The organism is Micromonospora noduli (assembly GCF_003264365.1).
GTDB lineage: Bacteria > Actinomycetota > Actinomycetes > Mycobacteriales > Micromonosporaceae > Micromonospora > Micromonospora noduli.
On record NZ_PYAK01000042.1, the window covers coordinates 13,771 to 26,166 of the forward strand.

General features: G+C 71.4%; 10 protein-coding genes. 6 read left to right on the forward strand and 4 right to left on the reverse strand.

Going from position 1 to position 12,396, the window contains the following annotated elements; genetic code table 11:
• The first annotated feature begins 178 nt into the window (after positions 1-178).
• Positions 179-1,219 carry a dTDP-glucose 4,6-dehydratase gene (rfbB, locus tag GUI43_RS24650; protein WP_112584670.1) on the forward strand — a complete coding sequence of 347 codons (1,041 nt, stop codon included), beginning with the start codon at positions 179-181 and terminating at the stop codon, positions 1,217-1,219.
• A 40-nt stretch (positions 1,220-1,259) separates the two neighbouring features.
• On the opposite strand, the gene hrpA is transcribed toward rfbB, so the two are convergent.
• Positions 1,260-5,330, reverse strand: coding sequence for an ATP-dependent RNA helicase HrpA (gene hrpA / locus GUI43_RS24655; RefSeq protein ID WP_112699888.1), 4,071 nt, complete (start codon positions 5,328-5,330; stop codon positions 1,260-1,262).
• A 143-nt stretch (positions 5,331-5,473) separates the two neighbouring features.
• Here hrpA and GUI43_RS24660 point away from each other — a divergent pair, with 143 nt between their 5' ends.
• On the forward strand, positions 5,474-5,866 hold the full coding sequence (locus tag GUI43_RS24660; RefSeq protein WP_112699889.1) for a cytidine deaminase family protein: 393 nt from the start codon (positions 5,474-5,476) through the stop codon (positions 5,864-5,866).
• Positions 5,867-5,877: 11 nt separating this feature from the next.
• Here GUI43_RS24660 and GUI43_RS24665 read toward each other — a convergent pair whose 3' ends face one another.
• A complete protein-coding gene (locus GUI43_RS24665) occupies positions 5,878-6,237 on the reverse strand; it encodes a YciI family protein (RefSeq protein WP_112584667.1) in 360 nt (119 codons plus the stop codon).
• Positions 6,238-6,378: 141 nt separating this feature from the next.
• Here GUI43_RS24665 and GUI43_RS24670 point away from each other — a divergent pair, with 141 nt between their 5' ends.
• The 4 genes from GUI43_RS24670 to GUI43_RS24685 are packed head-to-tail and all read left to right on the forward strand — an operon-like array spanning position 6,379 to position 10,418.
• Positions 6,379-7,425, forward strand: a complete 1,047-nt coding sequence (locus GUI43_RS24670) for a FecCD family ABC transporter permease (protein WP_112584666.1) — start codon at positions 6,379-6,381, stop codon at positions 7,423-7,425.
• The gene (locus GUI43_RS24675; RefSeq protein WP_249037841.1) at positions 7,422-8,558 is read left to right on the forward strand and encodes a FecCD family ABC transporter permease; all 1,137 of its coding nucleotides are present in this window, start codon (positions 7,422-7,424) and stop codon (positions 8,556-8,558) included. The genes GUI43_RS24670 and GUI43_RS24675 overlap by 4 nt, the downstream gene beginning before the upstream one ends.
• Before the next feature lie 19 nt (positions 8,559-8,577).
• On the forward strand, positions 8,578-9,471 hold the full coding sequence (locus tag GUI43_RS24680) for an ABC transporter ATP-binding protein (RefSeq protein WP_112584665.1): 894 nt from the start codon (positions 8,578-8,580) through the stop codon (positions 9,469-9,471).
• A complete protein-coding gene (locus GUI43_RS24685) occupies positions 9,471-10,418 on the forward strand; it encodes an ABC transporter substrate-binding protein (RefSeq protein WP_112699890.1) in 948 nt (315 codons plus the stop codon). The genes GUI43_RS24680 and GUI43_RS24685 overlap by 1 nt, the downstream gene beginning before the upstream one ends.
• Before the next feature lie 135 nt (positions 10,419-10,553).
• On the opposite strand, the gene GUI43_RS24690 is transcribed toward GUI43_RS24685, so the two are convergent.
• Together GUI43_RS24690 and GUI43_RS24695 are read right to left on the reverse strand one after the other, a co-directional pair.
• Entirely contained in the window at positions 10,554-11,447 is an 894-nt protein-coding gene (locus GUI43_RS24690) for a type IV toxin-antitoxin system AbiEi family antitoxin (RefSeq protein WP_146765952.1), read from the reverse strand.
• 213 nt (positions 11,448-11,660) lie between these two features.
• Positions 11,661-12,305, reverse strand: a complete 645-nt coding sequence (locus GUI43_RS24695; protein WP_112584662.1) for a hypothetical protein — start codon at positions 12,303-12,305, stop codon at positions 11,661-11,663.
• Between the last annotated feature and the right edge of the window lie 91 nt (positions 12,306-12,396).

A 12,396-nucleotide genomic window follows, 5' to 3' on the forward strand; every position in this document is an offset into this window, starting at 1 on the left:
CCGACCGTTCGGCGTTGATCATCCCGTTCGTCCTTGCTGGGTTAAATCAACCTTAAGCTCGGGATATAGGACTCGATGTCCGATCACGTCACCTAAAGTGGATCCTTGCACGGGTCAAATTACTCATTCATCTCGTAACAGCTCACCGGCGGGCATTTCGCCGGCAGGGAGGCTAGACATGAGGATCCTGGTTACCGGCGGCGCTGGCTTCATCGGGTCGCATTTCGCGCGCAGTCTGCTCGGCGGACGCTACGTCGGGTTCGAACACTGCGACGTCACGGTGATCGACAAGCTGACCTACGCCAGTGATCGGGCCAACCTGCCGGCCGCGCACCCCCGCCTGACGTTCGTCCGTGGGGACATCTGCGACCGGCAGTTGCTCGCCGACCTCGTGCCAGGGCATGACGCGGTCGTGCACTTCGCCGCCGAGTCGCACGTCGACCGGTCCATCGACGATCCGGCGCCGTTCTTCGAGACCAACGTGATGGGGTCGCACCACCTGATGTCCGCCTGCGCGCGTGGCGGGGTCAGCCGGGTCGTGCACGTCTCCACCGACGAGGTGTACGGCTCGATCAACGAGGGCTCCTGGAACGAGTCCTGCGTGCTGGAACCCAACTCCCCGTACGCGGCATCCAAGGCGGCCAGCGACCATGTGGTCCGCTCCTACTGGCGCACGTACGACGTGGACGTCTCGATCACCCGCTGTGCCAACAACTACGGGCCGTACCAGCACGTGGAGAAGGTCATCCCGCGCTTCGTCACCAGCCTGCTCAACGGTCAGGACATCACCCTGCACGGCGACGGCAGCGCGGTGCGCGAGTGGCTGCACGTCGACGACCACTGTCGGGCCATCGCGCTGGTGCTGGCCAAGGGCCGCGCCGGCGAGGTCTACAACATCGGCGGCGACCTTGAGCTGACCAACCGTGCTCTCACCGAGCGGATCCTGCGGCTGTCCGGCGCGGGCTGGGACCGGGTCCGGCACGTGCCCGACCGCAAGGTGCAGGACCAGCGTTACTCGCTGGACTTCCGCAAGATCTCCGAGGAACTCGGCTTCGAGCCGCAGATCCGGTTCGAGGACGGGCTGACCGAGGTCTTCCACTGGTACCGGGAGAACCGGGCCTGGTGGGCGCCCACCGCCACGGAGCCCCGCAGCGCGGCGCTGACCAGCTCGGTACGCGGCGTTCCGGCCAGCCGGGCGCTGTCCGTTCAGGCACGCTGACTGGCCCGCGACCCGGCCCGGCCGACGCGGCCGGGCCGGGTCAGCGGCCCTCGGCGTCGTCCATCGCCCGGTAGATCCGCTGCTCGGAGACGGGGTACGGAGTGCCCAGCGCCTGGGCGAAGACGTTCACCCGTAGCTCTTCGATCATCCAACGGATCTGCCGGACGGCCGTCTCCTGGCGGCGGGCCGGCGACAGGTTGGCGAGCAGGTCGGCGTACTCCTTCTGCACCACAGCGATCCGGTCCTGCTGCTGGCGGTCCCGCTGTGGGTTGCCGCCCAGCCGCTCCAGTCGACGCTCAATGGCGGTGAGGTAGCGCAGCAGGTCGGGCAGGCGCGCGTACCCGGTCTCGGTGATGAAACCGGCGTGCACCAGCCCGGCGAGCTGGCTGCGGATGTCGGCCAGCGCCGCCACCACGGCGAGGTTGCGGGTCGCGCCGAGCCGCTGCTCGACGGCGTACGCGGCGGCGAGGACCTTGCGGACCCGGTCCATCACCTCGACGACGGTGTCGACCAGGTCGGCGCGGACCTTCTCGCGCAGGGCCGCGAAACCGTCGGCGTCCCACGCCGGCCCGCCCGCCACACCGATCAGCCGGTCGATGGCGGCGCCCGCCGCGTCCTCGATCAGCTCCTGCACACCGCCGTGCGGGTTGCGGCTCAACGCCAGCTTCGCCTCGTTGTCCAGCCGACCCTGCAGGAACCGCGCCGGGGACGGCACGGTGAGCCGCAGCAGCCGGCGGGTGCCGGCCCAGTGCGCCGCCTCCGCCTCGGCGGGGGAGTCGAACACCTTCACCCCGACCGTGGCGCCCTCGTCGACCAGCGCCGGGTACGCGGTGACCGCGTAACCGGCGCGGACCTGCTCGATGGTCCGGGGCAGCGTGCCGATGCTCCACTCGCGCAGCCCGGTACGGGCGACCTCCGGTGCGGCGGCCGCCACCACCTGGCGTACCTCCTGGCGGAGTTGGCGTTGCAGGGCCGGCAGGTCCTTGCCCTCGGCGACCGGCTTCTCGTCGTCGCCGAGGACCCGGAAGGTCACCCGCAGGTGCGCCGGGAGCTTGCCCGGCTCCCAGGCGGCGCGGGGCACTGTCACCCCGGTCATCCGGCGCAGCTGCCGGGTGAGCGCGTCCAGCAGCGACTCCTCGCCGGGAGTGATCGCCGCCAGGGCGGCCCGGGCATAGTCCGGCACCGGGACGAAGTTGCGGCGGATCGCCTTTGGCAGCGAGCGGATCAGCGCGATCACCGTCTCCTCGCGCAGCCCCGGCACCTGCCAGTCGAAGGTCTCCGCCGGCACCTGGTTGAGCAGCGGCAGCGGGATGTCCACTGTGACGCCGTCGTCCGGCGTGCCCGGCTCGAACCGGTAGGTCAGCGGCAGGCGCACCCCGTCGGCCTGCCACTCGTCCGGGTAGTCGTCCTCGTCCACCCCCGGCCGACCGTCGTTGATCAGCAGGTCACGGGTGAAGGTGAGCAGGTCGGGTTGCTCGCGGCGGGTCTTCTTCCACCAGCTGTCGAAGTGCCGGCCGGAGGACACGTCGGCCGGGATCCGCTGGTCGTAGAATCCGAAGATGGTCTCGTCGTCGACCAGGATGTCCCGGCGTCGGGCCCGGCTCTCCAACTCCTCGATCTCGGCGAGCAACCGTTTGTTGTCCGCCCAGAACTGGTGGTGGGTCTGCCAGTCGCCCTCGACGAGGGCGTGCCGGATGAACAGCTCCCGGCTCAGCGTCGGGTCGATCCGCCCAAAGTTGACTTTGCGGGAGCTGACCAGCGGGACGCCGTACAGGGTGACCTTCTCGTAGGCCATCACCGCGGCCTGCTTCTTCTCCCAGTGCGGTTCGCTGTAGCTGCGCTTGACCAGGTGCTGCGCCAGCGGCTCGACCCACTCCGGCTCGACCCGGCCGGCGATGCGCCCCCACAGCCGGGAGGTCTCCACCAACTCGGCGGCCATCACCCAACGCGGCGGCTTCTTGAACAACGCCGACCCGGGGAAGATCCCGAACTTCGCGCCCCGCGCCCCCAGGTACTCGTGTTTCTGGGCGTCCTTCAGGCCGATGTGCGACAACAGGCCGGGCAACAGAGACTGGTGCACCTTCGGGGTGTCGATCTCCTCCGGCAGGTCCGCGCCACCCCGGCGGCCTCGGCCGGCGTCCGCGTCGTCCGAGCTGTCGCGCGCCGGCCGCCCGCCACGCCGGTCGCCGTCGGACGGGGTACGCAGCACCTGGCGCAGCTGGCTGACGATGTCCTGCCACTCGCGGATGCGCAGGTAGTTCAGGTACTCCGCCTTGCACATCCGGCGGAACGCGCTGGAGGACAGCTCCCGCTGCTGCTCGCGCAGGTAGCGCCACAGGTTGAGGAAGGCGACGAAGTCCGACTCCTTGTCGGCGAACCGGGCGTGCGCCTGGTCCGCCTGGGCCTGCTTCTCCGCGGGCCGCTCCCGCGGGTCCTGGATGGAGAGCGCGGCGGCGATCACCAGCACCTCGGTGGCGCAGCCGTTGCGTTCGCCCTCGACCACCATCCGGGCCAGGCGCGGGTCGACAGGCAACTGGGCCAGCCGCCGGCCGAGCGCGGTGAGCCGCTTCGCCGGGTCGGCCTCGGTCGGGTCCAACGCGCCCAGCTCGTGCAGCAGGTTCACGCCGTCGGTGATGTTGCGCTTGTCCGGTGGGTCGATGAACGGGAACGCGGCGAGGTCGCCGAGCCCGATCGCGGTCATCTGGAGGATGACCGACGCCAGGTTGGTCCGCAGGATCTCCGGGTCGGTGAACTCGGGCCGGGAGAGGAAGTCCTGCTCGTCGTAGAGGCGGATGCAGATGCCGTCCGACGTACGACCGCAGCGGCCCTTGCGCTGGTTGGCCGACGCCTGGGAGATCGGCTCGATCGGCAGCCGCTGCACCTTGAGCCGGCTGGAGTAGCGGGAGATGCGGGCGGTGCCCGGGTCCACCACGTACTTGATGCCGGGCACTGTCAGCGAGGTCTCCGCGACGTTGGTGGCGAGCACCACCCGGCGCGAGGAGTGCGCGGCGAAGACCCGGTGCTGCTCGGCGGAGGACAGCCGGGCGTACAACGGCAGGATCTCGGTGCCGAGCAGCGAGCGCTTCTTCTGCACCAGCTTGCCCAGCGCGTCGGCGGTGTCCCGGATCTCCCGCTCACCGCTGAGGAAGACCAGGATGTCGCCGGGGCCCTCGGCGGCCAACTCCTCGACGGCGTCGCCGATCGCCTGGATCTGGTCGCGGACGGTTTCCTCGTCGCCGTCGCCGTCGCCGTCCTCCTCGCCCTCGGCGAGCTCGACGAGGGGCCGGTAGCGCACCTCCACCGGGTAGGTACGCCCCGAGACCTCGACCACCGGCGCGGGCACGCCCTCCGGCTCGTCGGCAGTGGGTGGCCCGGCGAAGTGCCGGGCGAACCGGTCGGTCTCGATGGTCGCCGAGGTGATGATCACCTTGAGGTCGGGTCGTCGGGGCAAAAGCTCCCGCAGGTACCCGAGGATGAAGTCGATGTTGAGGCTGCGCTCGTGCGCCTCGTCGATGATCAGCGTGTCGTACTGGCGCAGCATCCGGTCGGTCTGCAACTCGGCCAGCAGGATGCCGTCGGTCATCAGCTTCACCAGACTGCGCTCGCTGACCTGGTCGGTGAAGCGCACCTTGTAGCCGACCACGTCGCCCAACTCGGTGCCCAGCTCGTCGGCGATCCGGTCGGCCACCGTCCGGGCGGCCAACCGCCGGGGCTGGGTGTGCCCGATCAGGCCGTGCACCCCACGCCCCAACTCCAGACAGATCTTGGGGATCTGGGTGGTCTTGCCGGAGCCGGTCTCGCCCGCCACGATCACCACCTGGTGATCGCGGATGGCAGCGGCGATGTCGTCCTTGCGCTCACTGACCGGCAAGCCCGCCGGGTACGTGATCACGGGCACCGCCGCCTGCCGGGCGGCGAGCCGTTGCTCGGCCCGGACCAGGTCGGCGGTGATCTCGGTCAGCGCCGCTTCCCGACGCTGCGGGTCGCGCAGCTTGCGGGCACCGTCCAGTCGCCGCTGGAGCCGGCGCTGGTCGCGGAACATCAGAGGTGTGAGGCGGCGGTGCAGCTCGCGAACGGGGTCGGACGCGACGGAGGCGGTTGGATTCTGCATGTCGTGCCCAAGGATAGGCAGCCGGGCGGCGCACCGCCCCTGGGTTACCGAGCGACCGGCTCCCCGACGGCCACCTCCGGTCCCTTGACGGCCACGAGCGGGCCCTAGAGTTGGCGGCCGACGTCGAGCGCTGGGGGAGCCGGATGGAGATGCGCGACACCGACCGTGCGTTGGTGCAGGCCGCCACGGCGGTCTCCAAGCTGCGCTGCCGCAGCCAGCACCACACTGTCGCGTCGGCGGCCCGGACCGCGGACGGGCGGGTCTTCACCGGCGTGAACGTCCAGCACGCCACCGGAGGGGCCTGCGCCGAACTTGTCGTGATCGGCACGGCCGCCACCCAGGGCGTCACCGCGCTGGAGACGATCGTCACGGTCGCCGACCGTGGCCGCGAGATCGTCGCGCCCTGTGACCGGTGCAAGCAGGTGCTGCGGGACTACTTCCCGGAACTGCGGGTCGTCGTCGGCCCGATGGACGCCCTGCGGGTGGTCCCGCTCGGTGAACTGCCGGCGGAGGCCGGCAGCGGCTCGGCCGGCTGACCGGGCCCGGGTCAGTCCCCGGAGGCCGCCTCCAGCATCGACTGCGGCACCGGCACGCTCTCGAACCGCAGGGTGCCCTCCGGAAGCAGCCACGACGTGACCCGCGCGACCAGGCGACCGGCCCGCACGGCGGGGTCGTTGGCGAACAGCGCGCGTGCCTCGTCCGGGGCGATGGACAGCACCACGAAACCCCTCAGCTGCTCGTCGTCGGGGTGCAGGAACGGGCCGGCCGCGAGCACCAGCCCCTGCTGCACGAGGCCCGCCTGGTGGGCCAGGTGCGCGTCCCGCAACCGGTCGATCGCGTCCTGCGGCAGGTCCGGCGGGTCCGACGGCCGGGTCAGCAGGACGACCGTGTGCTGGTCGAATCGCATGAGCCAACCCTAGGTGCGCCGCCCTCTTCGCGCGGGCGTCTGCCCTGCTCAGCCTGTCGCGGATCGATAAGTGCCAGTTAGGTGACCCTCAACTGAGCGGCTAAGGTTAGGCGAACCTAAGCGTGAACGTGCAGGAGACTCGTGACCACCCTCACCACCCGGCCGACCCCGGCCCGCAACCGGTCCGGCACCCGCACCGGCCGCCGGGTGGCAGTCACCGTCGGGGCCGCGCTGGTGCTGCTGCTCACCGTGCTGGCCAGCTTCGCGCTCGGCAGCCGACAACTCGGCGTCGACCAGGTCTGGCACGCGCTCGTCGCGCCGGACGGCGGCGACGCCAGCACCATCGTCCGTGAGCTGCGGATGCCCCGGACCGCGCTCGGCCTCGCGGTAGGGCTCGCGCTCGCCGTGGCCGGGGTGCTGTTCCAGGCGCTCACCCGCAACCCCCTCGCCGAGCCGCGCATCCTCGGCATCAGCGCGGGCGCGTCGTTCGGGGTGGTGCTCGCGATCTCCGTCTTCGGCGTCGGCACGCTCGCCGGGTACGTCTGGTTCGGCATCGCCGGGGCCCTGATCGCCGGGCTGCTGGTCTTCGCCATCGCCACCCGCGCCCGCGAGGGCGCCAGCCCGGTCACCCTCGCGCTGGTCGGCGCGGCGCTCGACGCCAGCCTGGCCTCCGGGGTGTACGCGCTGCTCAGCATCGACGCCCGCACCTTCGAGGAGTACCGCTTCTGGGTGGTCGGCGGGCTGGCCGGACGGGACCTGTCGGTCGCCGCACAGGTGCTGCCGTTCGTCCTCGTCGGGTTGGTGCTGGCCGCCCTGGTGGCCCGGGGCCTGGACGCGCTGGCCCTCGGCGATGACGTGGCCCGTGGTCTCGGCCACCGGATCGGCCTGGTCCGCCTCGGTGGTGGCCTCGCCGCCGTGCTGCTGACAGGTGCCGCGGTGGCCGCCGCCGGACCTGTCGCGTTCGTCGGGCTGGCCGTGCCGCACCTGGCCCGCGCCCTGGTCGGCGCGGACCACCGCTGGACCCTCGCCGTCTCCGCCCTGCTCGGGCCGGCGCTGCTGCTCGCCGCCGACATCGTCGGTCGGCTCGTCGCCCCGCCCGGCGAGATCCCGGCCGGAATCGTCACCGCGCTGATCGGAGCGCCACTGCTGGCCGTGCTGGTCCGCCGCGCCAAGGTGGTGACCGCGTGACCACCACCCGCCGTCCCTCCGGCCCCGCTGACCCGACCAGCCCGGCTGGGTCCGCTGGCCTGTCGACCGTCGCGGACGCCGGCTCGCCTGGTGCCGACGGTGCTCGGCTGTCCGGGCGGTCGCTGCTGCGGGTCGGCCCGGTCAGCCTGCTGATCCGCCGTCGCGCGGTACTGGTGGCCGCCGTGCTGACCGTGCTGCTCCTGCTGGCCGTCGTGCTCAGCCTCTCGCTGGGCACCCCGTACGTCGCCCCGGCGGACGTGCTGCGCGCCCTGTCCGGAGCTGGCACCCCGTACGACCTCGTGGTCTTTGATCTTCGGCTGCCGCGGGTCGTGCTGGCGGCCGTGGCCGGCGCCGCCTTCGGCGTGGCCGGCACGCTGATCCAGAGCGTGGCCCGCAACCCACTGGCCAGCCCGGACGTCATCGGCATCACCCAGGGCGCCGGCCTCGCCGCGACCGTGGCCCTGACCAGCGGAATGGCCGCGGTGCTGGTGGCGCCCACCGCACTGGTGGGCGGGCTGCTCGCGGCGGTGCTGCTGTTCGCCCTCGGTGCCCGGCACGGGCTGGCCGCGCAGCGGTTCGTGCTCGCCGGGGTGGCGGTCGCCTTCGGCTTCCGGGCGCTCACCGAGGTGGTGATGCTCACCGCCGATCCGATCGACGGACTGCGCGCGCAGATCTGGCTGATCGGCACCCTGGCCGGCAAGGGCTGGACCGAGGCCGCCTGGATCGCCGGCACGCTGCTGGTGCTACTGCCGGTGCTGGCCTGGGCCGGCTGGGCGCTGAACAGCACCGCCCTGGACGACGACACCGCCCGGGGCGTCGGGCTGCGCCCGGTGGCCCGTCGGATCGGCCTCGCCGGCACCGGCGTACTCGTCGCCGCGATGGTCACCGCCCAGGTCGGCGCCGTCGACTTCGTGGCGCTGGTCGCTCCGCAGGTGGCCCGTCGCCTGGTACGCGCCGAACGACCGCCGCTGGTCTGCGCGGCGCTGCTCGGCGCCCTCCTGCTGGTGCTGGCCGACCTGGCCGGCCGGCGCCTGTTCGCACCCACCCAACTACCCGCCGGTGTGCTGACCGCCGCGATCGGCGGCCCGTACCTGATCTTCCTGCTGCTGCGTGGCCGGCGGCGGTCGTCGTGACGCCTCAAGGAGTCGTGTGATGCTCTCCACCCGCGACCTGGTCGCCGGCTACGACGAGCGAACCGTGCTCGACGGGCTCGACCTCGACCTGCCCACCGACGCGTTCACCGTGATCGTCGGACCCAACGCGTGCGGCAAGTCCACCCTGCTGCGCACGATGGCCCGGCTGCTCACCCCCCGCCGCGGCACGGTGCTGCTGGACGGCACCGCCATCCGCGACCTGCCGACCCGGGAGGTCGCCCGCCGCCTCGGCGTCCTGCCGCAGAGCCCGCTGGTGCCCGAGGGCGTCACTGTGGCGGACCTGGTCGGGCGCGGCCGACAGCCCTACCAGCGGTGGTGGCGGCAGTGGTCGTCGGAGGACGGCGCCGCGGTGGACCAGGCGATGGCGCTCGCCGACGTCACCGACCTGGCCGACCGACCGGTGGACAGCCTCTCCGGGGGTCAGCGGCAACGAGTGTGGATCGCCATGACCCTCGCCCAGGACACCGACGCCCTGCTGCTGGACGAGCCGACCACCTTCCTCGACCTGGCCCACCAGGTGGAGGTGCTGGACCTCCTGCACCGGCTGCGCTCCGAGCGGGGCCGCACCGTGGTCGCCGTCCTGCACGACCTGAACCAGGCCGCCCGCTACGCCGACCACCTGGTCGCCATGCGCGCCGGCGCGGTGGTCGCCGCCGGCCCGCCCCGGGAGATCCTCACCGCCGACCTGGTCCGCGACGTCTTCGGGCTGGCCTGCGTGGTCGTGCCCTGTCCGGTGACCGGCGCGCCGCTGGTGGTGCCCGCGTACACCGGTGGCAACGCTCCGGCTGTGAAAGACCCCGATTCGTCGACGGCGTCCGTGCCGGACGCCCGACCCTCCACCGGCGACGCGGCCAACCCGCTCGCCGGCTCGCACCCCTCGAAAGGACTCTGATGCGTCGTCTCGTCGCAGCTCTCGCCACGGCCGTCGCCCTCGGCGCCGGCCTCACCGCCTGCGGTGAGAGCGACCCGGTCGCCGGCTCCACCACCGGGGACACCCGGGAGATCACCCACGCCATGGGCACCACCAAGGTCCCGGCCGAGCCCAAGCGCGTCGTCGTGCTCGACACCGACAAGATCGACACGGCGCTCTCGCTGGGCATCACGCCCGTCGGTGCGGCCACCGCCGGTGAGGCGAAGAGCTGGCCCACCTACTTCGGCGCGGACAAGCTCGCCGGCATCAAGGAGGTCGGGGTGCTCACCGAGCCCGACCTGGAGGCGATCAACGCGCTGAAGCCGGACCTCATCCTCGGCAGCAAGTTCCGCCAGGAGAAGTTCTACGACGAGCTGGCCGCCATCGCGCCGACCGTGTTCACCGAAAAGGTGGGCATCACCTGGAAGGACAACCTCCTCCTCGACGGCAAGGCGCTCGGCCGCGAGCAGCAGGCCAAGGATCTGCTCGCCACGTACGAGAAGCGGGCCAAGGACTTCGGTGCGACGCTCGGCGACGCCGCCGCGCGCAAGGTCTCCATCGTGCGGTTCCTGCCCGGCAACATCCGGGTGTACGGCCCGGACTCGTTCTCCGGCATCGTCATCGGCGACACCGGCCTGGGCCGCCCCGAGCGGCAGCTGCTCGCCAACAAGGAGGACAAGCGCTTCGACCTGGTCAGCCCCGAGCGGATCAACGAGGTCGACGGTGACGTCATCTTCGTGACCGCGTACGGCGACAAGGCCGCCGCCGAGCAGACCAAGGTCGCGGGCGGGACGCTGTGGAAGGGCCTCGGCGCGGTCAAGGCCGGCAAGGCGTACCCCGTCTCCGACGAGGTCTGGATGACCGGCATCGGCGTCGGCGCCGCCAACAAGATCCTCGACGACCTGGCCAAGTACCTCCCCGCCGCCTGACACCCCGCCCGCGCACCCGCGCCGTTCCTTCCAAGATCCGCGCAAGTTCGGTGAAACTGCTGCCTCGCGAGCTGTTCAGGCAACAGAATCCCCGAAGTTGCGCGGATCTTGGTGTGTCTGGGTCCCGAGGCAGAGTCAGCGGGAGCGGGACCGGAGGGCTTGACGAAGTTCGGCGAGGAAGCCGTCGAAGTCCTCGCGGAACCGCTTCGCGGTGACGTGCAGGACGATCCAGTCCTCACCGAGCAGTCGGTTGAGGCGGCGTCGGTCTCGATGGAACTGGTCGGGATCGTCATGCCACAACCCGTCGTACTCGACGGCGACCTTGAGGTGTGGCCACGCCAGATCGAGACGGGCCAAGAACCTCCCATCGCGCTCCACCACGAACTGCGTCACAGGCGTCGGCACCCCGGCGAGCACTATCCGCACGCGGAGCCGGGACTCTGGGATCGACTCCGCGCCCGCGTCGGCCAGCTCAGCCACGCGCGCCATCCGCTTCCAACCCCGGTTGCCGATCCATGTTCGGGAGTCCGCGCGCAGTTGAGGTAGCGCCACCAGCCGTTGGTTGGCAAGGCGATCCACGACGGCGACGGCGTCCTCCGTTGGTAGCCACTGGGCCAGGTCCCAACAGGTGCGCGTCGGCGTGGTCACCGGGATGCCCTGACGTACCGCTACGTCGGTCGCGGCGATCGCACCGGTGTGCACGACGAGCCCTGAGACCGGACCGAACCGCGTGCCAGCGGGCACGAGCACATCGATGGGCTCATGGTCGGCGACCGGCGCCGCGCCGTACAGCGCCGCCGCACTGCGACCAGCGATCGCTGCACCCGGTGGCAGAACCCACCGTGCCGCGGCGGCACAACGAGTGCGGTGGGTGACCGCCAGCCGGGCATCGGCGTAGACATCCCGGAACAGCGGACGCCACGCCCTGCTGCGCAGCTCCGTCCGGGTCAACAGGCCTTGGGCAACGACGCGGGAGCCGCGAAAGACGCGTCCCTGCAGGCTCGCCGGCCGTCGTGGGGGAACAGGCATGACAGACACCATGACCGGCGTTCGCATTCGCCCGCAGCCCCTGTGGATAACCCTGAACCAGGGCCGGAACGCCAAGATCCGCGCAACTTCGCTGTTCTTGCTGCCTTCTCGCGACGCGAGACAGCAGCATCCCTGAAGTTGCGCGGATCTTGGGCGGATGGAGAGCGATCTTGCCGGGCAGGCGCGTGGAGGGCGTGGGGCGTGGAGGTGGGGTTAGGCGGCGGTGGACCAGATGGCGCGGAAGGCGGCGGCCTCGCCGGAGAGCCATCGTTCGATCTGGTCGGGCTTGGCATCGGTGGGCATGCGGTGGGCCAGGCCGCGGCGGACGTCGACCAGGACCGGCTCGGCGTGCGGGAGCACCGCGTCCATGTGCCGGGCCATCAGGTGCAGGGTGGCGAGCACCGACTCCTCGCTCGGTGGGGCCTCGTCGAAGTGCAGGCGGACCGCTTCGGCGCGGCCGTCGGCGTGGCGTACCCCGAAGTGAGGGTTGATCTTGACGGGCAGGTCGCCGAGCATGGCCAGGGCGTCACGGGTCTGGGCGAGATCGACGGCGGTCGGCTCGCCGAGCGAGTGCAGCCAGGTCGTGGCACCGGGGACGAGCGCCTGGTAGAGCGGGCGCCATCGTGGCTTGACGATGTCGGCCACCCCGGCCAGGTGGGTGCCGCCGGTGTGGAAGGCGATGTCGGCCTTGAGCGCCTTGACGAACTGGCCGTGCGGGTTGAAGCCGGACCGGCTGGCGCGCTGCTTGCGCAGCCCGCCGACGAAGGTCGCCTTGGTGGGGCCGGTGCGGTCGACGTAGCGGGTGAAACCGAGCAGTGTCGCGTAGGGGGTGAGGGGCGTGGAGGCGGGCGCGGTCACGGGCGTCCTCCCGGATCGTAATCCTGCAGGTCAGGAACTCGATTAGTACATACATTCTAATCGACAGGTCTGACATCGCCCAGCCAAAGAA

Excerpts from the sequence above, each read along its gene's own strand:
- GUI43_RS24690 (WP_146765952.1), bottom strand. The coding sequence starts at position 11,447 with ATGCCTGTTCCCCCACGACGGCCGGCGAGCCTGCAGGGACGCGTCTTT.
- GUI43_RS24680 (WP_112584665.1), top strand. The coding sequence starts at position 8,578 with ATGCTCTCCACCCGCGACCTGGTCGCCGGCTACGACGAGCGAACCGTG.
- rfbB (WP_112584670.1), top strand. The coding sequence starts at position 179 with ATGAGGATCCTGGTTACCGGCGGCGCTGGCTTCATCGGGTCGCATTTC.
- GUI43_RS24660 (WP_112699889.1), top strand. The coding sequence starts at position 5,474 with ATGGAGATGCGCGACACCGACCGTGCGTTGGTGCAGGCCGCCACGGCG.
- GUI43_RS24685 (WP_112699890.1), top strand. The coding sequence starts at position 9,471 with ATGCGTCGTCTCGTCGCAGCTCTCGCCACGGCCGTCGCCCTCGGCGCC.
- GUI43_RS24665 (WP_112584667.1), bottom strand. The coding sequence starts at position 6,237 with ATGCGATTCGACCAGCACACGGTCGTCCTGCTGACCCGGCCGTCGGAC.
- hrpA (WP_112699888.1), bottom strand. The coding sequence starts at position 5,330 with ATGCAGAATCCAACCGCCTCCGTCGCGTCCGACCCCGTTCGCGAGCTG.